This window comes from Pantoea sp. B550 (assembly GCF_024158165.1).
In the GTDB taxonomy this organism is placed as follows: domain Bacteria; phylum Pseudomonadota; class Gammaproteobacteria; order Enterobacterales; family Enterobacteriaceae; genus Pantoea; species Pantoea alfalfae.
In genome coordinates this window covers 282,101-309,030 of sequence record NZ_JAMYXI010000003.1, presented here as the reverse complement: position 1 = coordinate 309,030, position 26,930 = coordinate 282,101, and the positions used below count along the sequence as shown (strand labels likewise).

The window sequence follows — 26,930 nt, the reverse complement described above, 5'->3', positions numbered from 1 at the left end:
GCAGGCCGGAGCCGGGGGTCAAGGGGCGCGGCGACTGGCGCCCCTTGTCGGTCGCCTGCAGAGGCGTGTCTGAAACTGCCCAACTGATCAGGCGAACGAAACCCTTCTCAGAGCCCGTTCGCGCAGCGAACCACCCCAGCTTTAGCGCATGCATCCGCCAGGCGAACGAAACCCCTCTCAGAGCCCGTTCGCGCAGCGAACAACCCACAGCAACAGCTCAGCTGTAAGCCCGTTCGCGCAGCGAACAAGCCCCTTAAGCTTCAGCGCTACCCAATGGTCATCAGACTCGCATTACCACCCGCCGCCGCGGTATTCACACTCAGCGAGCGCTCAATCAGCAGACGCTCAAGCAGCAGATTGGTCTCGCCACGGGCAAAGCCCTGCACCGAGACAATCGCGCCGTCACGCGCTGCAATCTGCTCGCACAGCGTACGCAACTGATCGGCATCGCCGTGATAGATCACCGCATCAAACTCTGCCGCTAACGGATCACGTGCCAGCGTGATGCGCGCTTTCACGGCCTCTGGCAGTGAGGCCCGCAGGGCACGATGCAGCTCATCATCCTGCCACAGCGCTTTACTGCCGACGCTGGTCACAGCAGCCAGCTGGATTAATGCATCCTGCTCATTGTCAGCCAGGCAAAGCACCTGATCGCGCGGCAGCAGCGAGAAGGTGTTGCGCTCGCCGGTCGGGCCAGGCAGCAGACGGACCACGCCCGCCTGGGCCAGCTCGTCATAGTGCTGGCAGAGTTCAGCCAGTTCAGGCTTATCTTTCGCCCAGTTGCTCAGCGCCTGATGCGGTGCCAGCAGTGACTGACGCAGTGTGCTGTCTGCCGGGCGCTCAGCATCCTGACGATCAAAGGTCAGACGCAGCGCGCCATCCGGACGACTGGCCAGCAGGCGGTAGAGATAAAGCGGACCGCCCGCTTTCGGACCGGTTCCGGATAAGCCTTCGCCGCCAAACGGCTGAACGCCCACGACCGCGCCCACCATGTTGCGGTTAACGTAGAGGTTACCGACACGGGCGTTGGCCGTAACCTGAGCGATGGTCTCGTCGATGCGGGTATGCACGCCGAGCGTCAGGCCATAGCCGGAGGCGTTAATCTGCTCAACCAGCTTCGGCAGGTTATTGCGCGTGAAGCGCACAACGTGCAGCACCGGTCCAAAAATTTCTTTATCCAGATCGCTGACCTGATTCAGCTCAATCAGCGTCGGTTTGACAAAGGTGCCGCTGGTCCACTCTTTGCTGTCCTGCGGGTTATCCTGTACCGCCTGATAAACGGTGAAGCCCTTGTTGCGCATCACCTGAATATGGCGATCGATATTGGCTTTTGCCTCAGCATCAATCACCGGGCCGATGTCGGTTGAGAAGCGCTCCGGATTGCCCATGCGGCACTCCGCCATGGCGCCGCGCAGCATCTTCAGCGTATGGTCAGCGACATCTTCCTGAATGCAAAGCAGACGCAGGGCAGAACAGCGCTGTCCGGCACTGTCGAAGGCCGATGCGACGATATCGATCACCACCTGCTCAGTCAGCGCGGAAGAGTCGACAATCATTGCATTCATCCCGCCGGTTTCCGCAATCAGCGGCACCGGACGACCATGCTGGTCAAGGCGACCGGCCAGATTACGCTGCAGCAGGGTTGCGACCGCGGTTGAGCCGGTAAACATCACGCCGCGCACCCGATTGTCACCGGTCAGCTGTGCGCCCACCGTTTCTCCCTGACCCGGCAGCAGTTGCAGTACGCCTGGTGGCACACCCGCATCCAGCAGGATCTGAACCGCCTGCGCGGCAATCAGCGGAGTCTGCTCAGCCGGTTTAGCCAGCACGCTGTTACCTGCGGCCAGTGCAGCTGCAATCTGACCGGTGAAGATCGCCAGCGGGAAGTTCCATGGGCTGATGCAGACCACCGGACCCAGTGGACGATGGGTTTCGTTGTCGAAATCGTCACGCACCATACCGGCGTAGTAATAGAGGAAATCCACCGCTTCGCGCACTTCCGCGATGGCGTTGTTATACGTTTTGCCCGCTTCACGCACCAGGATGCCAAGCAGCTGCTGCATCTGGCCTTCCATAATCTGTGCAGCGCGTTCCAGTATCGCCGCGCGCTCCTGCGGTGGGGTGGCAAACCAGATCGGTCCGCTGTTCACGGCGGCATCCAGCGCCACAGAGACTTCCTGCTCTGTGGCTTCACGTACCTGACCCACACGATCGCCCGGTGCGGCCGGGTTCAGAATGTCGCGCAACTCACCCGCACCCGCTTCACCGTCGATCATCGGCCCGGCCAGGCAGGGCTGTGCAGCGCTGCTCAGCAGGGCGCTGGAGAGTGAGGCGAGACGGTGCTCGTTAGCCATATCCAGACCCGCTGAGTTCACGCGGTTCTCGCCATACAGCTCACGCGGCAGGGGGATCTTCGGATGCGGCAGGCCAATGGCGCCTTCGCTGGCACCCAGTTTCTCGACGGCAGTTACCGGATCGGCTACCAGCTCATCAATCGGCAGCGAGGTATCAGCGATGCGGTTTACAAACGAGGTGTTGGCCCCGTTTTCCAGCAGTCGACGAACCAGATAGGCCAGCAGGGTTTCATGGGTGCCGACCGGCGCATAGATGCGGCAGGGACGGTTAAGCTTGCCGTCCGCCACTTTGCCGACGACCTGCTCATACAGCGGTTCACCCATGCCGTGCAGACACTGGAACTCATACTGCCCCGGATAGTAGTTGTTGCCTGCCAGCTGATAAATCGCGGCCAGGGTGTGGGCATTGTGCGTAGCAAACTGCGGATAGATCAGGCTGGGAACAGAAAGCAGTTTGCGGGCGCAGGCCAGGTAAGAGATATCGGTGTAAACCTTACGGGTGTAAACCGGGTAGCCTTCCAGACCTTCCATCTGGGCGCGCTTGATTTCGCTGTCCCAGTACGCGCCTTTCACCAGACGGATCATCAGACGACGGCGGCTGCGCTGCGCCAGATCGATTAGCTCATCGATCACAAACGGACAGCGTTTCATGTAGGCCTGAATCACGAAGCCGATGCCGTTCCAGCCTTCCAGCTCTGGTTCGAAACAGAGCTTTTCCAGTAAATCCAGCGACAGTTCCAGGCGGTCAGCTTCTTCTGCATCGATGTTGATGCCGATGTCATAGGAGCGGGCCAGCAGCGTCAGTGATTTCAGAATAGGGTAGAGCTCTTCCATCACGCGCTCATACTGTGCGCGGCTGTAGCGGGGATGCAGGGCTGAGAGCTTGATGGAGATGCCCGGGCCTTCATAAATGCCACGACCATTCGACGCTTTACCGATGGCGTGGATCGCCTGCTGATAAGAGAGCAGATAGGCTTTAGCATCGCCTGCGGTCAGGGCCGCTTCGCCCAGCATATCGTAAGAGTAACGGAAGCCTTTCTCTTCCAGCTTGCGGGCATTGGCCAGCGCTTCAGCAATGGTTTCACCGGTGACGAACTGCTCACCCATCAGACGCATCGCCATATCCACGCCTTTGCGGATCAGGGGCTCGCCGCCCTTACCGATGATGCGGTTGAGCGAGCTGGAAAGATTCGCCTCGTTGTGGGTCGAGACCAGACGGCCGGTAAACAGCAGGCCCCAGGTCGCGGCGTTGACAAACAGCGACGGGCTGCGGCCCAGATGCGACTGCCAGTTGCCGTTGCTGATCTTGTCGCGGATGAGCGCATCGCGCGTTGGCTTGTCAGGAATACGCAACAGCGCTTCCGCCAGACACATTAACGCCACACCTTCATGTGAAGAAAGCGAGAACTCCTGCAGCAGGCTTTGCACCATGCCAGCGCGTCCGGTTGCACCTTTCTGGTGCCGCAGCCTGTCGGCAAGCTGGTAAGCCAGCTGATGCGTTTTCTCTGCCAGCGCCGCGGGTAACCGTGCCTGCTCCAGCATCATCGGTACCGCATCGGTCTCCGGGCGACGCCAGGCGGCAGTCACCGCTGAACGCGTCACGGACTGAGGTAAAATCTGCTCTGCGAAGTCAAGGAACGGCTGGTGCGTCTCCTCTGACTGGATGTCGTCAGATTCCGCGGCTGCCTGGGCAGAAAGCGGGATCTCCGGCACGGCGTCGCCGCTCTCCAGCTGGCTCAGATAGTTAAAGACCGCCTGTTTAATCAGCCAGTGTGGCGTGCGATCAATTCGCTGCGCAGCCAGTTTGATGCGCTCGCGTGTCGCGTCATCCAGTTTTACACCCATGGTGGTTGTAGCCATGACTCCAGAGCTCCTTAATAGTGGTTCAGTACGGCGTTGGCTGCACTATCACTTAAGTTGCAACTTTGTGCAACCGTGTTAAATGTGAGCCAGTTAACACCCTTCTTACATCAGCAATTGTTAAATCCCGCAATGCGGCACGGATATTGCTGCAAGATCCTCGCCAGGTCGGCAGGCCCGATAAAAAGCGGGTTTACGGCCGGTTATACAGAGGTACAACCGGATAACTGTGAGCGAGTGCAACCTATCAGCACGTTTTCACAAACGGTTAGTGAAATCACTGTAACGCCTGTGTTAAATCCATTGTGCGCGGAACGCCTTTCCGGCAGGATACCGCGCCGCTGGGAAATGACTGACGCCCTGACGAAGAAAATCGACCCGCTTTGCCCCGTTCCGGCAGGCGGGTAGCTGGCGATTTCTCTGGGATATCAAATAATAAGTGGAGAGACAGATGAGTGTAAGTACACCGATGCTGGTGACCTTTGTGGTTTATATTCTTGGGATGGTATTAATCGGTTTTGCGGCTTATCGCTCGACCAAAAACTTCGATGATTACATCCTCGGTGGCCGCAGTCTGGGTAGCGTGGTCACGGCACTCTCTGCCGGTGCATCCGATATGAGCGGCTGGCTGCTGATGGGCTTACCGGGAGCCATTTTCATTTCCGGCATCTCTGAGAGCTGGATTGCGATTGGCCTGACTATCGGTGCCTGGCTGAACTGGAAAATCGTGGCCGGTCGCCTGCGTGTTCAGACCGAGCATCACAATAACGCGCTGACCCTGCCGGACTTCTTTACCAGCCGCTTTGAAGACCACAGTAAAATTCTGCGCGTCATCTCCGCTATTGTGATTCTGGTATTCTTCACCATCTACTGCGCCTCGGGCGTGGTGGCCGGTGCGCGTCTGTTTGAAAGCACCTTTGGTATGGACTACCAGACGGCTCTGTGGGCGGGTGCAGCAGCGACCATTCTCTATACGCTGGTGGGCGGTTTCCTGGCGGTGAGCTGGACCGATACCGTTCAGGCAAGCCTGATGATTTTTGCGCTGATCCTGACCCCGGTGTTTGTCATTATCGCAGTAGGCGGCTGGTCCGATTCGCTGACGGTGATTGAGGCGAAAAGCCTTGAAAACCTCGATATGCTCAAAGGGCTGAACTTCGTCGCGGTCATCTCCCTGCTCGGCTGGGGTCTGGGCTACTTCGGGCAACCCCATATTCTGGCGCGCTTTATGGCGGCAGATTCGCATCGCTCTATCCGCACCGCACGCCGTATCGGTATGGCGTGGATGGTGCTCTGTCTGGCGGGCGCGGTGGCCGTCGGTTTCTTCGGTATCGCCTACTTCCAGAACAACCCGACCCTGGCAACCGGCGTCAATGACAACGCTGAGCGCGTCTTTATCGAGCTGGCACGCATTCTCTTCAACCCGTGGATTGCCGGTATTCTGCTGTCAGCGATTCTGGCAGCCGTGATGTCCACGCTGAGCTGTCAGCTGCTGGTCTGCTCCAGCGCCCTGACCGAAGACCTCTATAAAGGCTTCCTGCGCAAAAATGCCAGTCAGAAAGAGCTGGTATGGGTAGGGCGTCTGATGGTGCTGCTGGTGGCGTTGATTGCGATTGCGCTGGCGTCAAACCCGGAAAACCGTGTGCTGGGCCTGGTAAGCTACGCATGGGCGGGTTTTGGTGCGGCGTTTGGTCCGGTAGTGCTGTTTGGCGTCTGCTGGAAGCGTATGAACCGCAACGGTGCGCTGGCGGGGATGATCATCGGTGCGCTGACCGTGCTGGTATGGAAACAGTATGGCTGGCTGGGACTGTATGAAATCATCCCTGGCTTCATCTTCGCCAGCATCGCGATTGTAGTCTTCAGCCTGATGGGACGTGAACCTTCAGCCGAAGCGCAGCAGCGCTTTGCTGCCGCAGAAGCGGAGTTCCAGACCAAATAAGCGAAGCGTTAGTCATGAGAGCCCGCCCCGTAAGGAGCGGGCTTTTTTTGTTACAAAGATAAATCACCCAAAGATGAAATTATCTCCGCCAGTAACTTGTTTTTTTCGCAGCGATAATGATAATCGGTATCGTTTACACTTTACCTGATTTTACTGTTCATTGACGCTGCTTAACATTCAAGAGGTTGGCGATGTTTGTTCCATTTCTCATCATGCTGCGCGAAGGGCTTGAAGCCGCGCTGATAGTCAGCCTGATAGCCAGCTATCTCAAGCGCACCCAGCGCACCCAATGGTTTCCGGCAATGTGGGCTGGCGTGTTTATCGCCGCTGCGCTCTGTCTGGGTCTGGGTCTGTTTATCAATGCCACTACCGGTGAATTCCCGCAAAAAGAGCAGGAGCTGTTTGAGGGCATCGTGGCGGTGATTGCGGTGGTGATCCTGACCTCAATGGTGTTCTGGATGCGCAAAGTCGCCCGAAACATCCGGGTCGAACTTGAGCAGGCGGTCGATCAGGCGCTGCAACGTTCCGGTCGGGGCGGTCTGGCGCTGGTGCTGATGGTATTTCTTGCCGTGGCACGTGAAGGGCTGGAGTCGGTGTTCTTCCTGCTGGCGGCCTTTACGCAGGATGTCGGTTATGCGCCGCCGATCGGCGCGGTACTGGGTCTGGCAACCGCCGTGGTGCTGGGCATGCTGCTTTACTGGGGCGGTATACGCCTGAACATGGCGCATTTCTTCCGCTGGACCAGCGTCTTCATCCTGTTTGTCGCAGCGGGCCTGGCAGCCGGTGCGATTCGCGCCTTCCACGAAGCAGGATTGTGGAATCGCTTTCAGGATGTGGCCTTCGATCTCAGCAATACCTTATCGACCCATTCGCTGTTCGGTACGCTGCTGGAAGGCATTCTGGGTTATCAGGAGACGCCAAGCGTGAGTGAAGTGACGATTTACTTCGTCTATCTGATCCCGGCGCTGATTCTGTTCTTTATGCCTGCGCGGCCTGCAGCGTCGGCAACGGTCTAATCAGACATTTTTAGGCGCGCCCGCCGCGCCTGCAACTTAACAGGGAATATCGAGATGACAATGCGTTTCCGCCGCAAGGCGCTGCTGCTTCCTCTGCTGGCAATCTCCGCATCGGCTACCGCAGCGATTCCTCAGGTTACCGTAAGCGTCAATGACAGGCAGTGTGAGCCGATGAACCTGACGGTCAAGGCTGGCAAAACCCAGTTCCTGATTAAAAATAACAGCCAGAAAGCGCTGGAGTGGGAGATCCTCAAAGGCGTGCTGGTGGTGGAAGAGCGTGAAAATATCGCACCGGGCTTTAGTCAGAAGCTGACCGCTAATCTGGAAGCGGGTGAATATGAGATGACCTGTGGCCTGCTGAGCAATCCAAAAGGCAAGCTGATTGTAAAAGGTGAGGGCGCAGCGACAAACAGCACTTCCGCACGTATGCAGCTCGAAGGGCCGATCACCGAATATAAAGCTTATGTGACGGAGCAGGTGAACCAGCTGGTGAGCAGCACTCAGGTATTCACGGACGCGGTTAAAGCGGGCGATGTGGAAAAAGCCAAAGCGCTGTTTGCCCCAACGCGTCAGTACTATGAGCGCATTGAGCCGATTGCTGAGCTGTTCTCCGATCTCGACGGCAGCATTGATGCCCGCGAAGATGATTACGAAAAGAAATCAGCCGATCCGAAGTTCACCGGTTTCCACCGTCTGGAGAAAGCGCTGTTTGCTGATAACAGCACCAAAGGCATGGCGGACTACGCTGAGCAGCTGAATAAAGATGTGAAAGATCTGCAGGTGCGCATCAGTGAGCTGGCCTTTCCGCCAGCCAAAGTGGTCGGCGGCGCAGCCGGTCTGATTGAAGAAGTGGCCTCCAGCAAGATTTCCGGCGAAGAAGATCGCTACAGCCGCACCGACCTGTGGGATTTCCAGGCCAATATCGATGGCGCACAGAAAATCGTTGAGCTGCTGCGCCCTCTGGTGAGCAAAGCGAATCCGCAACTGCTGGCCAAAGTTGACGCCAACTTTAAAAAAGTGGATGCGATCCTGAGCAAGTACCGCACCCAGACCGGTTTCGAATCCTATGAGAAGCTGACCAGCGCCGACCGTAACGCGCTGAAAGGGCCGATCACCGCGCTGGCGGAAGATCTTTCATTACTTCGTGGCACTCTGGGTCTGGATTAATCATGAGTCGTAAGGAAGATGACGCGCAGCCTGCGCGCCGTCGTTTACTGAAAGGACTGGGTCTGCTGGGCGGGGCAGCGGCCATCGGCGGCGGCTGTCCGTTCCATACCGCTGCCGCTGACAGCTTTTCGCCAGGTACGGTGACGCCGCAGGCGCGACAGCAGACGCAGCCGTTTTATGGTCAGCATCAGGCGGGGATCACGACGCCCCAGCAGGCATCAATGATGCTGGTGGCGTTTGACCTGCTCAGCAGCGATAAAGCCGAACTGAAGCGTCTGTTTCAGCTGCTGACCCAGCGTATCGCCTTTCTCACGACGGGCGGTCCGGCACCTGCGGTCACCAATCCGCAACTGCCACCGATGGATTCCGGCATTCTGGGGGCGACGATCGCGCCGGATAATCTGACGATTACCGTATCGGTCGGGCATTCGCTGTTTGATGAACGCTTTGGTCTGGCGCCGCGTAAGCCGAAAAAATTGCAGCCGATGACGCGCTTCCCCAATGATTCGCTGGATGCCAGCCAGTGTCATGGGGACCTGCTGTTGCAGATTTGTGCCAATACGCAGGATACGGTGATTCATGCCCTGCGTGACATCATCAAGCATACGCCCGATCTGCTGGGTGTACGCTGGCGGCGTGAAGGCTTTATCTCCGACCACGCGGCACGCAGTCAGGGGCAGGAGACGCCGATCAATCTGCTGGGCTTTAAAGATGGCACCGCGAATCCGGATACTCACGATTCTGCGTTAATGAAACAGCTGCTTTGGGTGACCGCGGACCAGGATGAACCTGCCTGGGCACGCAACGGCAGCTATCAGGCCGTGCGGCTTATCCGCTTTCACGTCGAAATGTGGGACCGCACGCCGCTGGGTGAGCAGCAGACTATCTTTGGACGCGAGAAGCTGAGCGGCGCGCCGCTGGGGATGAAGCATGAGCGTGACGTTCCGGATTACGCCCGTGATCCGGACGGCGATGTGATTGCACTGGATGCGCATATCCGTCTTGCTAACCCTCGTACACCTGAGACGGCCAGCAGCCTGATGCTGCGACGTGGCTACAGTTACTCGGCGGGTATCTCCGCATCCGGCCAGCTGGAGATGGGGCTGCTGTTCGTCTGCTACCAGCACGATCTGGAACGTGGGTTTCTGACCGTGCAGCAGCGTCTGAACGGTGAAGCGCTGGAAGAATATATCCGGCCTTTTGGCGGCGGTTACTTTTTCGTTTTACCCGGTGTCCCCGACGCCAGCCATTATTTAGCACAGTCGTTGCTGGAAGCCTGATTAAAATTTAACCATCGCAGGCGGCTTATCCTCAACCGCCTGCCTTTGAGGTTTCAACGCTTTGCTTACTGAGTTTTAGCTGAGATTAAGCCATGCTCTGGCATATATCAAATAAGCTAATTCACTGTAATCTATGATTTTTACCTTTCGCTTTAAAAGAAATAGTTACGTGTGATTAGCAATTCCTTTGCCAGCAGGTAAAATTACTATTGCAAAGGTCCAACGAAATGATGCACTTTATTCAACAGGCGTAATCGGATGTGTCGATGTATCACACTGGAGTTCGCGCATGGGTCGAGTCTTTTATGGAACGTTACTGTCACTGAATAAATTGCGCCTGACCGCGAGGGCAATTCTGCCTCGTTATTTCTCCCTTCCTTCAACCATTTCTTTCGTCTTAGCACAGCCTGTTTTATCCGGTGTTCAGCCACGCTATTGCGCTGCTGTATACCCACTATCCTGTCCTGTCATGGCTCAAAAGGAAGCCAACTGAAACCTCTAAAGCGTTCACGTAATCGCAACGGGCCACCGGCCTCGCGCGGGAAATGAAACCAACTGAAAGGTGCCACTATGGGAAGACAGAAAGCAGTGATCAAAGCGCGTCGTGAAGCAAGAAGAGTGCTTCGTAATGACTCCCGGAGTCATCGTCAGCGTGAAGAAGAGTCGGTCACTTCGCTGGTGCATATGAGCGGACTGGATGCCATTGGCATGGCGCGCGATACGCGTGACCGGTTGCCGATTGAAGCCCGTAATGAAGCTCAGGCGCACTATCTTAACGCCATAGAGAGAAAACAGCTGATCTTCGCAACCGGTGAAGCCGGGTGCGGTAAAACCTGGATCAGTGCTGCGAAAGCGGCTGAAGCCCTGATTAATAAGGATATCGACAGGATTATCGTTACGCGCCCGGTACTTCAGGCAGATGAGGATTTGGGATTCCTGCCCGGTGATATTTCTGAGAAATTCGCCCCTTATTTCCGCCCGGTCTATGACATTCTGGTTAAACGTCTTGGCACATCATTTATGCAATATTGTCTGCGTCCGGAAATTGCCAAGGTAGAGATTGCGCCCTTCGCCTATATGCGAGGCCGCACCTTTGAAAATGCTGTGGTGATTCTGGACGAGGCGCAGAACGTGACCGCCGCGCAGATGAAAATGTTCCTGACCCGACTGGGCGAAAACGTCACGGTCATTGTTAACGGCGATATTACCCAGTGCGACTTGCCCGCTGGGGTGCCTTCCGGTCTCGCGGACGCGCTGGCGCGTTTTGAAGAGGACGAGATGGTTGGCATTGTGCGCTTTGGCAAAGAGGATTGTGTGCGTTCTGCGCTTTGTCAGCGCACCCTGCACGCATATAGCTAGCGTTCGATTGAGTAGAAGTGTAGCGCCCAAACCCGGCTCCGGCCGGGTTTTCTTTTGTCTGTTTAGGTTAGGGCGCCAGGACGGAGTGGATGTCAGAATAACAGGTGACGTCGTTAATGATGGCACCGCAGACTTTGATATAAAAAAGCTGAGGCAATGGATGTTGCCTGACGGACTTAATAACAGGCTGATGCTGATAAGTCAGGCATTAAAGGCTTAATCATGACTTCGTATTAATGCAGGCTGGCATTCAAAGGTACGCCCTGCATAGCGTTATGCAGGAAACTTTCGTGCAGTTTAACCACAATGCTGGCTGTTATTTACCGCGGATGACCAGAATTTTTTCGGTATAAACAACGCTATTGTCCGGGATGCTTTTATTGATAAATGACATCGCGCCGATAGTCACGTTACTTCCTATGACCAGGTCGTCCCCAATGATGCAACTTCCGGCACCCACTTCAACGTTATCGCCAATAACGATGCGGGCGGATGTGCTGTTATCTGTGCGGCCGGGGATGCCGATCGTGGAGTTCTGACGGATTTTGAAATTACGGCCAATAACGGTGCATTCATTTATCACCACCGATAAGAAGTGGCTGACGGTCAGTCCCGGTCCGATTTGGGTGCCGGGCTGGATTTCAGTGTTGTACTTCTGAATTAATTTGCGATTAATTTTCTTCGCGAGCCTCTTTGAGGTTTTACTCTCGGAATGGTACAGAAATGAGACAATCCGCCACCAGAAGTTAAATCGCCTGTCCGGACACTTTAAGGCTTTATGAAGCGTACGTGTCCAGCTAAAAGGTTTCTCACTCATCATCACTTCGAAGCGTAAACATTCATACAGGTGTTTTTTTAATTCATCTTTTTTCATCGTTCATTATCAGCGTCTTGCAAATTTTTAGCCGCGTATAGTAACAGGCTATAGCAGATGCCTTTTGAGGCAGGTCATTTAATGTGTCGCAGAATTAAATATAAACTTTCCAGTTTGAGAATTACGTAAATTTAATTAATGGCCTCAAATAAGAATAATGAGCAAAGGATAGGAAAATTAAAGAAGAGAACATCAGCGAAGAGAGGAATTCGCTCAGCATGCGATCGTTTCCACTGCGGGGCTTCTCACCCCCTCTCGTAGTGCAACAGGCGAAAAAAAGCCTGAACGTTTGTTCAGGCTCTTCTTCAGAATGTGGCGGTGAGAGGGGGATGGATTCGCTGCGCTCACCCTGCGGGCAGCGTCGCAGGCTCCGCTGTCCTGCAGGTTTCACCTGCTGTCGAACCCCGGCGGGGGTTCTCACCCCCTCTCGCTGTGCAATATGCAAAAAAAAGCCTGAACGTTTGTTCAGGCTCTTCTTCAGAATGTGGCGGTGAGAGGGGGATGGATTCGCTGCGCTCACCCTGCGGGCAGCGTCGCAGGCTCTGCTGTCCAGCAGGTTTCACCTGCTGTCGAACCCCGGCGGGGGTTCTCACCCCCTCTCGCTGTGCAATATGCAAAAAAAAAGCCTGAACGTTTGTTCAGGCTCTTCTTCAGAATGTGGCGGTGAGAGGGGGATTCGAACCCCCGATACGTTGCCGTATACACACTTTCCAGGCGTGCTCCTTCAGCCACTCGGACACCTCACCACATTTACTTCGCTGACCGCGCTGGGTCAACGGGGCGCTACTATAGGGAGTCGGCTGAAAAGGGTCAAGCACTATTTTTTTCTTTCGATCTATTCGCTTAAGCTCTGAACGAATCGATTTACTGCGGCTTAAAACCGGCCGTTTATGCGCCATATTCCACAGTAACAAAGAAGCAGACCGGGTCATTTTCAGGGCTGCGTTACGACTGAAATAACCCGGTGCGGCGTCCGGGCCTGTATCCCAGCCGGGCGCCGCATCGTCAGACGCTAAATCAGCTCTTCACCCGATTAGCGAAGCTCTTGCGCAGCTTCTGCAGTTTCGGTGGGATAACGGCCATGCAGTAGCCGTTGCGCTGGCCCGCGCCTTCCCAGTAATCCTGATGATAAGCCTCGGCGGGATACCACTCTTTCAGCGGCTCAATCGTGGTGACCACGGGCACATCATGGTCGGCCTGGGCGCGTTCAATGGCGGCACGCGCTTCTGCTTCCTGTTCTGCATTCGCCGGGAAAATGGCGGAGCGATACTGGGTGCCGATATCATTGCCCTGACGGTTAAGCTGGGTCGGATCATGCGTGACAAAGCTGATATCCAGCAGATCGCCGTAGGTTACCTGCTCCGGATCAAAGCCAATGCGGATCGCTTCTGCATGACCGGTTGCACCGCTGCAGACCTGCTCATAGGTCGGATTAGGACGGGCTCCGCCGGTATAGCCGCTTTCAACCGACTCTACGCCGATCACGTCCTTAAATACCGCTTCGGTACACCAGAAACAGCCGCCAGCGATAACTGCGTATTCGATTGCCATAATAATTTACTCCTGTCAGGTCGAAAGAGGTGAATGGGGGCGCAGCAGAGCGCTTTCAACTAGATGAGCATCTCCGGTTTAAAATCTCCGCTTTTATCCAGCATTTTGTCGCCCATCACGCTGAAGCGGCCTTCACCGGTATAGTGCAGGGTAGCGGGATATTCTGGCTCCCCGACGACATGCGCTTTGACGATCTCAAAAATAAACAGGTTGTAGCGGGCGACCATAGAATCGTCATAAAGCTGACATTCAAAGCTGGCAAAACATTCGGCAATCATTGGCGCAACCACTACCTGAGCCGGTTCCGGCGTCAGGCCAAACGCCTCAAACTTATCAATACTGTCACCGTGGCTGTTGCCGACAGCCACCACTTCATTAATCAGCGAGGCAGAAGGGATATTCAGCACGCACTGACCGCTGTTGCGGATCAGCTCGTGGCTGTGATTCATGCCGGCAATCATGCAGCCGACCAGTGACGGAGAGAACTCCAGCACCGTGTGCCAGCCGAGCGTCATAATGTCATGCTGATCCTGATACTGCGAACTGAGCAGCAATACCGGTCCGGGCTCAAGATATTTACGGGCTTTGCTGACCGGAAAAGCATATTTGTGCATGCGTTGGCTCATGGCGTAGCTCCTTTAACGGAATGGTGCCATTAAGTGTAGAGCACCCTGCGGGTGCGGCAGGAAGGTTAGCGGGCATAAAGGGGCCATGGGAGAAACAGGACAGAGCAGACATTTTCACCGATCGTCTCGCGAGCTTAAGGTTTCCTTAATATGCAGGCGCGATACTGCCTGCTTTAACGGAGGAGAATACTATGAAAACTGCCCCTGCTACCCTGGCTGTCACTCCGACACGTCCGATGAGCGAATATACGTCTCTGCTGATTGCCGCAGCAACGGTTGTACTGTTCCTGTTTGCCTGGTTTACCGCTTAAAACTTAATGACGGCCCGGCAACCGCTCCGGTCGCGACGGTTCTCTAAGAAAAACTGAAAACGGTGTAACTGGACGATGCGGCTGACAATGCTCAGCCCGAGTCCGATACCGCCATAGCGACTGTCCATCCGGATAAACGCTTTACTCAGCTCACCACTTTTACTTTCATCAATTCCCGGTCCCTCATCTTCCACCACCATCATGGGCTGTGGCACAGACAGCAGCTGCACGCTGATAGTACTGTTATCCGGGCTGTAGCGATGGGCGTTCTCCACCAGGTTACGCAGCAGCATCTTCAGCAGGGTGGCATCACCACGCACAAACTGCGCCTGCGGCAGATCCAGAACCAGCGTCTGCTGATGCGCCTCCAGCATGATACTCAGCTCCGCTTCCATCGGCAGGATCACATCTTCGATCAGCCCGACGTTCTGATAGGTGCCTGAGGTAAATGACTGTCCGGCGCGCGCCAGATTCAGCAGCTGCGATACGCTGTGGGTCATCTGATCCAGGCGTTGCACCAGCGGCTGAACTTTGACATCGCTGTTGCGTTCGATTAACTCCAGGTGGAGCCGTAATCCCGCCAGCGGCGTGCGCAACTCATGCGCCACGTCGGCGGTAAACAATCTTTCGCGCTCCAGACTGCTGTTGAGGCGGGCGACCAGCTGGTTTATCGCCTGAGTTACCGCATCGATCTCATGAACCTGACTGTGACAGGTGACGGGATCGAGATTCTCTTCGCTGCGGCTTTCCAGTTCCCGCTGCAGCTGATACAGCGGTCGGGTGACCCATTTCACCGCCTGATAGCAAAGCAGCAGCGTTAGCGTAATCATCACCAGACTCGGCACCGCCAGGCTGGCCACTGCTTCGTGGATTTCACGCTTCACGTGGCTGTCCATGTTGCGCTTCTGCAACTGCGCTTCCACCAGAAACTGAATCTGCTCTTTACTCTCATGCCACAGCCAGACCACGCTGATCACCTGGAATACCAGCAGGATCAGACCAATAGTCAGGATCAGGCGAAAGCGCATACTGCGGTGATCGAAACGTTTTATCATGTGGCCTCGCGAACGCCATCCTGCGTCACCAGCGCATAACCAAATCCGCGCACGGTACGAATGGCGCTTTTGCCAATTTTGTCGCGCAGATTATGGATATGCACTTCCAGCGTATTAGTAGAAGGCTCGGTCTCCCAGTTATAGATGTCCTGGTAGAGAATTTCACGGTGAACCGGATTGCCGGCCTTCAGCATCAGTCGTGACAGAATCGCAAACTCTTTGGGCGTCAGATCCAGCAGCATATCGCCGAGGGTGATCTGACGATGGGTCATATCCAGCGCCAGCGAGCCGACTCTCACCTGGCTGTCGCCCTGATTGACGTGACGGCGAATCAGGGCGCGGATGCGCGCCAGCAGCTCATCCAGCGAAAACGGTTTAATCAGATAGTCATCAGCACCCGCGTCGAGCCCGGCAATGCGCTCGCTGATGGTGTCGCGCGCGGTCAGGATCAGCACCGGTGTCATCTTCTTCTGCCGCCGCAGGCGTATCAGGAAGTGCAATCCATCTTCATCCGGCAAGCCCAGGTCCAGCACCACCAGACTATAGAGACCGCTGGCGAAATGCGCTTCTGCATCGCGTACCCGTTTCACGCCATCGCAGACATAGCCTTCGCCCTCCAGCGCCAGCATAAGGCCCTGCAGCAGCAGAGCATCATCTTCAACAATCAGTATCTTCATTAAGGTTGGCTCCGACACGGCGTCAAAATATCATCCGCAGGCACATATTCGTGGGTCGCGGTGCCGGTTAATCCCAGCATGGTTGAAAAGAGATTATCCTGTGAAAAATCATCTGTCGCCGCCCGTTTATTCAGACAGCCGCGATTAACCGCATAACGTTTCTGATAATCATCAGAGAGCCAGATCAGCATCGGCACATGTTTCTGCGTATCCGGGGCAATAGCATAGGGCAGACCATGCAGGTAAGCCCCATTTTCACCCAGCGATTCACCATGATCAGAAAGATAGACCAGGCTGGTGGTGAAGCGATCCTGATGCGCGCGCAGGACATTGATGGCCTTATCGACAATATGATCCACATTGACCAGCGTGTTGTCATAGGTGTTGATCAGCTGTTGTTGCGAACAGTCCTGAATCTGATTAGTGTCACAGGTCGGTTCAAACTGACGGAGCTGTGGGGGATAGCGATGGCTGTAGGTCGGGCCATGACTGCCAATGGTGTGCAGGACAATGACCCCGTTACCTTTCAGCTGGCTGATGTAGTCGTCCAGACCGTGGAACAGCACGTCGTCATAACATTCACCATTAATACACATGCCGGGCAGGTTCAGGCTGGTCATGTCCTGATGCGGCACCCGGTCACAGGCACCTTTGCAGCCACCATCATTTTCATTCCATAACACGCTGATGCCGGCGCGCTGAATAATATCCAGCAGTCCCTCCTGATGGGCAGCCAGCACATCATCATAATGCGCGCGCGGCATGTTGGAGAACATACAGGGCACAGAAACCGCCGTCGCCGTGCCGCACGAGGTCGTGTGCGGGAAGTAGATCACATCGTCTTTCGCCAGTAGAGGATTGGTCAGACGACGGTAACCGCCCAGCGAGAAGTTTTGCGCGCGCGACGTCTCTCCCAGCACCAGAATGGTCAGATTCGGCTTACCGCTGCTGCGGCTGGGCTGCAGATGGGCATCTTCACCAATGCGTACCAGCGGCACATTCTGCAACTGCTCATGCTTATACCAGGAGAGCGTTGCCGCAATGCTGTTAGAAGGGCTGAGCGCTTTAACCAGCTCGCGGTTATTGCGAAACAGCGAAGCGTAATCTTTATAGAAGAGCAGGGCAACCAGCACGATCAGCGCGGCGGAAAGCAGCACGCTGAGCAGTCGCGCCAGCACGCCACGCCACTGCTGCCGTTTTATGCGCGGCCAGAAAACCAGTAACGCCATCAGCACGCCCGAGGTGAGCAGGGTGAAGAGCAGCTGCGGCGTAATCAGCGCAAAGGATTCGGAAGCTGTGGTATCCATCATGTTGGTGATCATTGAGCGATCGACCACGATGTTATAAGTCTGAATAAAAAACTGTGCCGACGCAGAGAGCAGAATAAACAGTGCGGCCAGCAGCCGATCCAGCCAGACAAATGAGGCCAGCGTAATCACGATGTTAATCACGCTAAAGGCAACGAATGGCATTGATAAAAACACCAGCGTGGTATGCAGGTTGTTCAGCGGCATTACCGCCAGCACCTGACGGTAATAAGCAATATTAAGGAAAACCGCGATATAAACCGCAGCCAGGATCAGCAAGCTTAGGCGGCTAATTAGCGGCCTCTTCAGGGTAAACGCCATGTGAGCAGGAACCAGAGTAATAAAAGTGTCACGAGATTGCGCTTTCTATATTAGGAATACCTTAAGAAACTTAAGCTTTGAAGAATGTCATTTGTTCCGGGTGAGTAACGAGCATCACTCCAGCCTGATGCGGACCGATACCGCTACGATTATTAAAAAAGGAACAGATGTGAATGGCGCTTTTCTGCTGACTTAACCGCAGCGGCTGGCATGAAAAGTGCATATTTCTGGCATAACCCCTGTTAATGACTACACTTATTGTGAAGATGTTCTCAGTTAGCCAGTATTGTCAGCAATGCGCTTGCAAGTTTGAGGAGAGTGACCTATCCAATCACCGCGTTTTACCCCTCAATCACCGCTTTATCAGAATTTCCCGCTTGCTGACCTGACTGCGTCAGGACATTCTTGTTTTAACTCAATGTTTTATTAAATTTGATTTTCAGGAGAAGTAACGTGACCCAAGCGGCAGACACCTATGCCAGGTACCCGACATTAAGCAGCGGGCAGTACGCCTTCTTTTTTGATGTCGACGGCACGCTGGCAGCGATACAGTCCCGTCCCGAAGCGGTATTTATTCCTGAGCAGGTCATCGCACAACTTCAACAGCTCTCTGCGCTTTCTCAGGGCGCACTGGCGCTGGTCTCCGGTAGACCCATCGAACAACTGGATGCGCTGGCTGCGCCGTGGCACGGCCCGGCGGCGGGCGTGCATGGTGCTGAGCGTCGTGATGCAGAGGGTAATGTGCAGCGCATCAGCCTGCCTGTTGAGGTTGAACAAAATCTCAGGAAGGAATTGCAGGATGCGATGGCTTGCTGGCCTGGCACTCAGCTTGAGGTGAAAGGCATGGCCTTTGCACTTCATTACCGCCAGGCGATGCAGCATGAGCAGGATGTGTTGCGACTGGCTGAACAGTCAGTGAAGCGTTTCCCGGGACTGGCGCTTCAGCCAGGGAAATGTGTCGTTGAGATTAAACCTGCAGGCATCGATAAAGGCGCGGCAATCAGCGACTTTATGCAGCAGCCCCCTTTTGCCGGGCGTACGCCAGTCTTTATTGGCGACGATCTGACGGATGAGAAGGGCTTTCTGGCCGTTAATGAACGGCAGGGCGTCTCAGTTAAAGTCGGCGAAGGGGCAAGCCAGGCCAATTATCGACTCAACGATGTCGATGACGTTTACGGCTGGCTGGAAAAAACATTATTACTATTAGATCAAGACAACGTCGGTAAGGAGTTTAGGTTATGAGTCGTTTAGTGGTTGTATCTAACCGTGTCGCCATGCCAGATGGGTCTAAAACCAGCGCTGGTGGCCTGGCCGTCGGCATTCTCGATGCATTGAAAAGCACCGGTGGAATGTGGTTTGGCTGGAACGGTGAAATCAGCGAGTTCACAGGCGAAGACGTTGAAGATGTTAAGGTTCAGGAGCATGAGGGTATCGAGTATGCCTCGTTCCCGCTGAGTCAGAACGATTACGATCTCTATTATTGCCAGTTCTCTAATACAGTTATCTGGCCCGCCTTCCATTACCGCCTCGACCTGGTAAAGTTCCAGCGTGAAGCGTGGGAAGGGTATTGCGACGTCAATGATTCGGTGGCGCAGCGTTTAAAACCGCTGATCAAGCCTGATGATATTGTCTGGATCCACGATTATCACTTTTTACCTTTTGCCGCCGCACTGCGTCGGGCCGGTATTAATAACCGCATCGGTTTCTTCCTGCATATTCCATTCCCGACGCCTGAAATCTTCAACGCATTGCCTCCGCACAAAGAGCTGCTGGAAATGCTGTGTGAATATGACCTGCTGGGCTTCCAGACTGAATCCGATCGGGTGGCGTTCCTGGACAGCGTCAGTCAGCTTACGCAGCTACAGAATAAAGGCGACAAAAAGCATCGCGCGTTTGGCAACACCTTTATGACTGAGGTTTATCCCATCGGGATTGAGCCAGACAGTATTAAAGAGATGGCAGAAGGGCCGCTACCGCCAAAAATGGCGGCTATGAAGAAAGAGCTGGGCGATGCACGCAACATTATTGCCTGTGAACGTCTCGACTATTCCAAAGGTCTGCCTGAGCGTTTTCTTGCTTATGAAGCGCTGCTGGAGAACTTCCCGGAGCATCGCGGTAAGATCCGCTATTCGCAGATCGCACCCACCTCACGTGGCGATGTGCAGGCCTATCAGGACATCCGTCATCAGCTGGAGACTGAAGCAGGGCGCATCAACGGTAAGTACGGTACGCTGGGCTGGACCCCGCTCTACTATCTCAACCAGCATTTCGACCGTCGTCTGCTGATGAAGATCTTCCGGCTGACCGATGTGGGGCTGGTGACGCCGCTGCGTGACGGCATGAACCTGGTCGCGAAAGAGTATGTCGCAGCGCAGGACCCGGACGATCCGGGTGTACTGGTGTTGTCGCGCTTTGCCGGCGCCGCCAACGAACTGACCTCAGCGCTGATAGTGAACCCGTATGACCGCGATGAAGTGGCCGCTGCGCTGGATAAGGCGATTACCATGCCGCGTACCGAAAGGATTTCACGCTACAACGATATGATGGCGGTACTGCGCAAAAACGACATTACCGCCTGGCGTGAGAGCTTCCTGAAGGATCTTGAGCGCATTGACCCACGCAGTGTTGACCACAGTACCGTTAATAAGGTGGCGACCTTCCCGAAACTCGCCTGACCTGAGCCTTTAGGGCAATAATGGAAGCAGCGATACTATGACGGTATCGCTGCTTTTTTTTAAGCCCAGCTCACAGAAAACTCGCCCGCTATCTGTTAACGACTCTGCGTTGCGATTTTGTGCCGATGACCTCAGTAGCGGCTGAGTGTGGCCGGATCTATGCAATGACCCCCGAAAACCCTGTCATACCACTGCCTGCCGCTTTCTTTAGCTACTTTGCTAAAGTTCTTCTTCAGACTGCCGATAGTGATAGTGCCAACGCATAACCTGCCGTTAATTCATTCGTCTTTCTTATGTAACCCCTTGTTACATTGGGTTTCGGAGCCTGAACGTCCCGCTGCCGCTGTTAACACCAGGTTGCCAGAATCCCCCCTTACTGCCGTAGAAACCTTAACGATTTCATTACTCACACCCTGCGACACTCCCCTTAAGTAACTAATTTAACAGCAAATAACGTCCCACCTTACCAGCATAATATCCTGATAACCTTCGTTTAGGTGGTTCTAAATAGGGTGTTAAAACGATTAACACCCGATAATCATTCCGGACTGCGCAAAGCGACGAATAGCGATGCTTTTACCCCCTATTAAACCTTTCTCAGGACGAATTGGACTTAAAAACACACTTTTTTGTTCAAAAAACGACCAGTCAGTAAGCAATCGTAAAGGATTGCTGAAGAAATTTGCGTTAAAAGTGTGATCTGCGTCACACTTTATCTAAAATTTCATCCGGCTGTCGTTGTATGTCGAAATCAGACGATATAGATTTGCGTTGTTTTCGGAATAGTCCTAAAAAATGTAAGAAGACATCACGGAAGATGTCCGGAACTTGAAAATAGAATGGCATGGATTTTCGACCTTCAGTGGGTCTGAAACCCGCGAAAATAGAAGGCGAAAAACAGTGACATTAAAATTATGTGAAGTTTTTTTTGCCATCTTTTGATTTAACAAACAGCAGCTCGAACCGCAGATTTTAATCTGCGATACAGTTACGTCGCATCTCTCAGGATGGAAAAATAATGGGCAACTCTGAAGTACTGAAACATATTTATGATCTCAACTTGTCTTATTTACTGCTCGCGCAGCGTTTAATTAACCAGGATAAAGCTTCTGCAATGTTTCGCCTCGGCATTGACGAGAAGATGGCGAACGCATTATCTGAATTAACATTGCCTGAGATGGTGAAAATGGCGGAAACCAATCAGCTGGTTTGCCACTTCCGTTTTACCGATAGCAGCACTATTAATCGCCTGACGCAGGAATCACGCGTGGATGATTTACAACAAATCCACACCGGCATTTTATTATCGAGCCGTTTACTGCGTAATGCGTCTAAAGATGAAGCGCCTGCTAAAAAGAGAGCAATGTCATGAGTGAGAAAAGTATCGTTCAGGAAGCACGTGATATTCAGCTCGCTATGGAGCTCATCACTTTAGGTGCGCGCTTACAGATGTTAGAGAGTGAAACTCAGCTGAGCCGTGGTCGTCTGATCAAGCTCTATAAAGAATTACGTGGCAGTCCGCCGCCAAAAGGCATGCTGCCGTTCTCCACGGACTGGTTTATGACATGGGAGCAGAACATTCATGCTTCTATGTTCTGTAACGCCTGGAAATTTTTACTGAAAACTGGCCTGTGCAGCGGTGTAGATGCCGTAATCAAAGCCTACCGCCTGTATCTTGAACAGTGTCCTCAATCGGACGAGGGCCCGCTGTTGGCGCTGACTCGTGCCTGGACCCTGGTCCGATTCGTTGATAGCGGTATGCTGGAACTGGCGGATTGCAAATGCTGCAACGGCAGCTTTATTAATCATGCGCATCAGCCGGTTGGGAGCTTTACCTGCAGCCTGTGCCAGCCGCCATCACGTGCCGTAAAAAGACGTAAACTTTCTGCAGAACCTGCCGATATGTTTCCACAACTGCTGGATGAACAGGTTAAACACGCCGTTTAAGTTTGTTCGCATTGTGGAAGCCATCCAGCAGCGGTTAATACCGCTGCTTTTTTTTTGCTTGCGGTTCAGGAATAACACCTGCTGCTCTCTGGCTAAATTTCCACCAACACGTTACGGACGTAAGGATTTTTTTGTGCTGATAATTATAGGTTACCTGATTGTTTTAGGCTCCGTGTTGGGCGGATATGCGCTGGTAGGTGGCCATCTGGGCGCGCTTTATCAGCCAGCCGAATTATTAATGATCGGCGGTGCCGGTGCCGGTGCTTTTTTAGTCGGTAACAATGGCAAGTCGATTAAAAAAACGCTGAAGGCGCTGCCAAAGTTATTTCGCGGCTCCAAATACAACAAAGCCGTTTACATGGATTTGATGGCGCTGCTTTATCGCCTGATGGCGAAGTCGCGTCAGCAGGGGATGTTATCGCTGGAACGCGATATTGAAGATCCCAGTCAGAGTGAAATTTTTGCTAATTATCCCCGCATCCTTGCCGATAAACAGTTAGTAGATTTTATTACTGACTATTTGCGCCTGATGGTCAGCGGCAACATGAACGCCTTTGAAATCGAAGCGTTGATGGATGAAGAGATTGAGACTTACGAACACGAGTGTGACGTACCAGCGCAAAGTATTTCTGCAGTAGGCGATGGTCTTCCGGCATTCGGTATCGTCGCCGCGGTAATGGGCGTGGTCCATGCGCTGGCTTCAGCCGACCGTCCGGCTGCTGAACTCGGTGCGCTGGTGGCCCATGCGATGGTGGGAACCTTCCTTGGCATTTTACTGGCTTACGGATTCGTTTCTCCACTGGCGTCAGTACTGCGTCAGAAATGTGCAGAAACCACCAAGATGATGCAGTGCATCAAGGTGACATTGCTGTCGAGCCTGAACGGATATGCGCCGCAGATTGCAGTGGAGTTTGGTCGTAAGACGCTCTACTCCGCCGAGCGCCCATCGTTCAGCGAACTGGAAGAGCATGTACGTAACGCTAAGAACCCGGCTAAACAGACTTCAGACGAGGCTTCATGAAACACGGCAATCGCCCAATTGTGCTGATTAAAAAGCGCAAACATAAAGGCCATGAAGGCAGCCACGGATCGTGGAAGATTGCCTACGCCGACTTTATGACGGCGATGATGGCCTTTTTTATGGTGATGTGGCTGCTGTCGATCGCCAACCCGCAGGAGCTGGTGCAGATTGCGGACTATTTCAAAACGCCGCTTAAAGTCGCAATTACCGGCGGCGCGCGCAGCAGCGACAGCGATAGCCCGATCCCTGGCGGCGGTGACGATCCGACCAAAAAGATTGGCGAAGTGAACAAAGTCGTCGATATGGACGCCCAGAAACGCAAGCTGGATGAGATTCGCCTTAACCGGCTGCGTGAAAAGCTCGACCAGATGATTGAAGCGGATCCGCGTCTGAAAGCGCTGCGGCCGCATCTGATCATCAACATGGTGGAAGAGGGGCTGCGTATTCAGATTATCGATAGCCAGAATCGCCCGATGTTTAAGACCGGTCGGGCGGAGGTGGAGCCGTATATGCGCGATATTCTGCGTGCCATCGCGCCGATCCTTAACGATATTCCGAACCGCATCAGCCTGGCCGGACATACCGATGATTTTCAGTATGCCAGCGGTGACAAGGGCTACAGCAACTGGGAACTCTCTACCGACCGCGCTAACGCTTCACGCCGGGAACTGGTGATGGGCGGCCTGGATAGCGGCAAAGTTTTACGGGTGTTAGGTATGGCCGACACCATGCGCCTGAAAAATCGTGGCGGTAACGACGCAGTTAATCGCCGCATCAGCCTGCTGGTGTTGAACCACGACACCGAAGCAGCAATAGAAAAAGAGAACGCAGAAAGTGATGCCGTCCAGATCAGCGATCCGGCGGCCATTGAACAGATTACCGCACCTGCAACACCAGGCAGCGCGGTGAATACAGCAGCCCCCTCACAGCCGAGGTGATTCCCGTGAGTATGGACATCAGCGATTTTTACCAGACGTTTTTTGATGAAGCCGATGAGCTGTTAGCGGATATGGAACAACACCTGTTGGGCCTGGACCCGCAGGAGCCAGATTCGGAACAGCTTAACGCCATCTTCCGTGCCGCTCACTCCATTAAGGGTGGGGCCGGAACCTTTGGTTTTACGGTATTACAGGAAACGACTCATATCCTGGAAAACATTCTGGATGGTGCTCGTCGCGGCGAGATGCAGCTCAGCACCGACATCATCAACCTGTTTTTGGAAACCAAAGATATTATGCAGGAACAGCTCGATGCTTATAAAACCGCGCAGGAGCCTAACGCGGAGAGCTTCAAATATATCTGTGAAGCGCTGCGCCAGCTGGCGCTCGAGGCCAAAGGTCTGCCGGTTGATGTTCCGGCTACGGTAACCACTGCCAGCGCAGAACCCGCCAGCACCAGCGGCCTGCGGGTACAGCTGATCGACCTCAAAGAGAAAGAAGTCGACCTGATGCTGGAAGAGATGAGCAATCTCGGCACCCTGACCAATGTGCAGAAGGGCAGCACCACGCTGGACGTCTGCATTGATGGCGTCGGTAAAGATGACATCGTGGCGGTGCTTTGCTTCGTCATCGACGAAGCGCAGATCCGTTTCCCGGAGGCTGACGAAGCCGTTGCCGCGCCGGTTGCTGCTGTTGTAGCCGCCGCACCCGAGGCAGAAGAGGTTCACACCGCCAGCGTTACCGAACTGCCCGTGGCAGCGGTGAAGCGTGAAAGTAAGCGCGTCGCGGCACCGGCCAAGTCGAGCGAATCGACCAGCATCCGTGTTGCGGTAGAGAAGGTCGATCAGCTGATCAACCTGGTGGGTGAACTGGTCATTACCCAGTCAATGCTTGCCCAGCGTTCCGGTGAACTCGACCCGGTGGCGCACGGCGACCTGCTGAACAGCATGGGGCAGCTGGAACGTAACGCCCGTGACCTGCAGGAATCGGTGATGTCGATTCGTATGATGCCAATGGAATATGTCTTCAGCCGCTTCCCGCGTCTGGTGCGTGACCTGGCGAGCAAACTCGGCAAAGAGGTCGAACTGACCCTGCTGGGCAGCTCCACCGAACTCGATAAGAGCCTGATTGAGCGTATCATCGATCCATTAACGCACCTGGTGCGTAACAGTCTTGACCACGGTATCGAAACCCCCGAGAAACGTCTGGTGGCCGGTAAAGTGGCCACGGGTAACCTGACGCTTTCCGCGGAACACCAGGGCGGCAACATCTGTATCGAAGTGTCAGATGATGGTGCCGGCCTGAACCGTGAACGTATTCTGGCTAAAGCCCTGTCATCGGGCCTGCCGGTTCACGAGAACATGAGCGACGAAGAGGTCGGCATGCTGATCTTCGCACCGGGCTTCTCTACGGCGGAGCAGGTGACGGATGTTTCAGGACGCGGCGTCGGAATGGACGTGGTGAAACGAAATATTCAGGAGATGGGCGGTCACGTTGAAATCGCCTCGAAGCAGGGCAAAGGCACCACTATTCGTATCCTGCTGCCACTGACGCTGGCCATCCTTGATGGCATGTCTGTTCGCGTGGCTGATGAAGTCTTTATTCTGCCGCTGAATGCGGTGATGGAATCACTGCAACCGCGTGCCGAAGAGCTGAAACCGCTGGCGGGAGGCGAGTGCGTGCTGGAAGTGCGTGGTGAATATCTGCCACTGGTCGAGTTGTGGAACGTCTTTGATGTACAGGGTGCCAAAACCGAGGCCACGCAGGGCATCGTGGTGATCCTGCAGAGCGCGGGCAAACGTTACGCGCTGCTGGTCGATCAGCTGATTGGTCAGCATCAGGTGGTGGTGAAGAACCTGGAAAGTAACTATCGCAAAGTGCCGGGCATCTCCGCCGCGACCATTCTTGGCGATGGTAGCGTAGCGCTGATTGTTGATGTATCAGCACTGCAGTCACTTAACCGCGAAAAACGTGTGGCCGGCGCTGCCGCCTGACAGATAACGAAAGGGTAAATAACATGAATGGAATGGCAACCGTGACAAAAATTGCTGGCGAAACTGTGGGTCAGGAGTTTCTGGTCTTCACGCTGGGCGACGAAGAGTACGGCATCGATATCCTCAAAGTTCAGGAAATTCGCGGTTACGATCAGGTAACGCGTATTGCGAATACCCCTGAATTCATCCGCGGCGTCACGAACCTGCGCGGCGTAATCGTGCCGATTATCGATCTGCGCGTAAAGTTTGCGCAGCCTGACGTTGAGTACAATGACAACACCGTGGTCATCGTGCTGAATCTGGAAAATCGCGTGGTCGGTATCGTGGTCGATGGCGTTTCTGACGTGCTGTCACTGACCCAGGATCAGATCCGTCCTTCACCAGAGTTCGCGGTAACCATGTCTACCGAGTACCTGACTGGTCTGGGTGCGCTGGGCGAGCGCATGCTGATTCTGGTCGACATTGAGAAGCTGCTGAGCAGCGACGAGATGGCGCTGGTGGATAACTTGCGTACCGCGTAATTGCATCATCACGGGCTGGCTTCGGCTGGTCCGTGATAGTTACAATATGTAATGGTTTCGTTTGAATTCATATATTTAAAACCGCACTTCCCCCTAATTTCCTGCTGTCACCTGCCGATAATCTCACTGTCACTTTTAAA

20 protein-coding genes, 1 tRNA gene and 2 other RNA genes are annotated in these 26,930 nt (G+C 54.3%); 13 read left to right on the top strand and 10 right to left on the bottom strand.

The window, feature by feature from the left end; genetic code table 11:
• Nucleotides 1-266: 266 nt before the first annotated feature.
• On the bottom strand, nt 267-4,214 hold the full coding sequence (gene putA / locus NIM72_RS04505) for a trifunctional transcriptional regulator/proline dehydrogenase/L-glutamate gamma-semialdehyde dehydrogenase (protein ID WP_253418955.1): 3,948 nt from the start codon (nt 4,212-4,214) through the stop codon (nt 267-269).
• Nucleotides 4,215-4,665: 451 nt separating this feature from the next.
• Here putA and putP point away from each other — a divergent pair, with 451 nt between their 5' ends.
• From putP to phoH, 5 genes are all read left to right on the top strand, one after another.
• Nucleotides 4,666-6,150, top strand: coding sequence for a sodium/proline symporter PutP (gene putP / locus NIM72_RS04500; RefSeq protein ID WP_033732967.1), 1,485 nt, complete (start codon nt 4,666-4,668; stop codon nt 6,148-6,150).
• Nucleotides 6,151-6,341: 191 nt separating this feature from the next.
• Nucleotides 6,342-7,166, top strand: coding sequence for an iron uptake transporter permease EfeU (efeU, locus tag NIM72_RS04495; protein WP_033783356.1), 825 nt, complete (start codon nt 6,342-6,344; stop codon nt 7,164-7,166).
• A gap of 54 nt (nt 7,167-7,220) precedes the next feature.
• The gene (gene efeO, locus NIM72_RS04490; protein WP_222925359.1) at nt 7,221-8,333 is read left to right on the top strand and encodes an iron uptake system protein EfeO; all 1,113 of its coding nucleotides are present in this window, start codon (nt 7,221-7,223) and stop codon (nt 8,331-8,333) included.
• A gap of 2 nt (nt 8,334-8,335) precedes the next feature.
• Nucleotides 8,336-9,613 (top strand): iron uptake transporter deferrochelatase/peroxidase subunit, encoded by a 1,278-nt coding sequence (efeB, locus tag NIM72_RS04485; RefSeq protein ID WP_161735994.1) that lies wholly within the window; start codon nt 8,336-8,338, stop codon nt 9,611-9,613.
• Between the two features lie 570 nt (nt 9,614-10,183).
• Complete coding sequence (gene phoH, locus NIM72_RS04480) at nt 10,184-10,972, top strand: phosphate starvation-inducible protein PhoH (RefSeq protein ID WP_161735993.1); 789 nt, start codon at nt 10,184-10,186, stop codon at nt 10,970-10,972.
• Nucleotides 10,973-11,288: 316 nt separating this feature from the next.
• On the opposite strand, the gene NIM72_RS04475 is transcribed toward phoH, so the two are convergent.
• The 9 genes from NIM72_RS04475 to eptA form a co-directional block, all read right to left on the bottom strand.
• A complete protein-coding gene (locus NIM72_RS04475) occupies nt 11,289-11,846 on the bottom strand; it encodes a serine acetyltransferase (RefSeq protein WP_161735992.1) in 558 nt (185 codons plus the stop codon).
• Nucleotides 11,847-12,159: 313 nt separating this feature from the next.
• Nucleotides 12,160-12,287: non-coding RNA, RtT sRNA (locus tag NIM72_RS04470), on the bottom strand.
• Nucleotides 12,288-12,331: 44 nt separating this feature from the next.
• A non-coding RNA gene (locus NIM72_RS04465) (RtT sRNA) lies at nt 12,332-12,459 on the bottom strand.
• A 45-nt stretch (nt 12,460-12,504) separates the two neighbouring features.
• Nucleotides 12,505-12,592, bottom strand: a tRNA-Ser gene (locus NIM72_RS04460).
• A 271-nt stretch (nt 12,593-12,863) separates the two neighbouring features.
• The gene (gene msrA / locus NIM72_RS04455) at nt 12,864-13,397 is read right to left on the bottom strand and encodes a peptide-methionine (S)-S-oxide reductase MsrA (protein ID WP_013358241.1); all 534 of its coding nucleotides are present in this window, start codon (nt 13,395-13,397) and stop codon (nt 12,864-12,866) included.
• Nucleotides 13,398-13,456: 59 nt separating this feature from the next.
• Nucleotides 13,457-14,023, bottom strand: coding sequence for a flavin reductase family protein (locus NIM72_RS04450; protein WP_202604897.1), 567 nt, complete (start codon nt 14,021-14,023; stop codon nt 13,457-13,459).
• Nucleotides 14,024-14,330: 307 nt separating this feature from the next.
• A complete protein-coding gene (gene pmrB, locus NIM72_RS04445) occupies nt 14,331-15,389 on the bottom strand; it encodes a two-component system sensor histidine kinase PmrB (RefSeq protein ID WP_161733181.1) in 1,059 nt (352 codons plus the stop codon).
• On the bottom strand, nt 15,386-16,066 hold the full coding sequence (pmrA, locus tag NIM72_RS04440; protein ID WP_161733179.1) for a two-component system response regulator PmrA: 681 nt from the start codon (nt 16,064-16,066) through the stop codon (nt 15,386-15,388). The genes pmrB and pmrA overlap by 4 nt, the downstream gene beginning before the upstream one ends.
• A complete protein-coding gene (eptA, locus tag NIM72_RS04435) occupies nt 16,066-17,694 on the bottom strand; it encodes a phosphoethanolamine transferase EptA (protein ID WP_253418952.1) in 1,629 nt (542 codons plus the stop codon). Before eptA ends, pmrA begins: the two co-directional genes overlap by 1 nt.
• A 453-nt stretch (nt 17,695-18,147) precedes the next feature.
• Between eptA and otsB the strand changes: the two genes are divergently transcribed.
• The 8 genes from otsB to cheW all read left to right on the top strand — a co-directional run bounded on the left by otsB (nt 18,148) and on the right by cheW (nt 26,790).
• Nucleotides 18,148-18,936 carry a trehalose-phosphatase gene (otsB, locus tag NIM72_RS04430; protein WP_161733175.1) on the top strand — a complete coding sequence of 263 codons (789 nt, stop codon included), beginning with the start codon at nt 18,148-18,150 and terminating at the stop codon, nt 18,934-18,936.
• A complete protein-coding gene (gene otsA, locus NIM72_RS04425) occupies nt 18,933-20,369 on the top strand; it encodes an alpha,alpha-trehalose-phosphate synthase (RefSeq protein WP_161733173.1) in 1,437 nt (478 codons plus the stop codon). Before otsB ends, otsA begins: the two co-directional genes overlap by 4 nt.
• 1,018 nt (nt 20,370-21,387) lie before the next feature.
• Nucleotides 21,388-21,741, top strand: a complete 354-nt coding sequence (gene flhD, locus NIM72_RS04420; protein WP_161733171.1) for a flagellar transcriptional regulator FlhD — start codon at nt 21,388-21,390, stop codon at nt 21,739-21,741.
• Nucleotides 21,738-22,316: a flagellar transcriptional regulator FlhC gene (gene flhC, locus NIM72_RS04415; protein ID WP_033732951.1), complete on the top strand. Its 579-nt coding sequence runs from the start codon at nt 21,738-21,740 to the stop codon at nt 22,314-22,316. The genes flhD and flhC overlap by 4 nt, the downstream gene beginning before the upstream one ends.
• Before the next feature lie 133 nt (nt 22,317-22,449).
• Nucleotides 22,450-23,337: a flagellar motor stator protein MotA gene (gene motA, locus NIM72_RS04410; RefSeq protein WP_161733169.1), complete on the top strand. Its 888-nt coding sequence runs from the start codon at nt 22,450-22,452 to the stop codon at nt 23,335-23,337.
• On the top strand, nt 23,334-24,275 hold the full coding sequence (gene motB, locus NIM72_RS04405) for a flagellar motor protein MotB (protein ID WP_161733167.1): 942 nt from the start codon (nt 23,334-23,336) through the stop codon (nt 24,273-24,275). Before motA ends, motB begins: the two co-directional genes overlap by 4 nt.
• Before the next feature lie 11 nt (nt 24,276-24,286).
• Nucleotides 24,287-26,269, top strand: coding sequence for a chemotaxis protein CheA (gene cheA, locus NIM72_RS04400; RefSeq protein ID WP_202604904.1), 1,983 nt, complete (start codon nt 24,287-24,289; stop codon nt 26,267-26,269).
• A gap of 23 nt (nt 26,270-26,292) precedes the next feature.
• Nucleotides 26,293-26,790: a chemotaxis protein CheW gene (gene cheW, locus NIM72_RS04395; RefSeq protein ID WP_150015287.1), complete on the top strand. Its 498-nt coding sequence runs from the start codon at nt 26,293-26,295 to the stop codon at nt 26,788-26,790.
• The last annotated feature ends 140 nt before the right edge of the window (nt 26,791-26,930 follow it).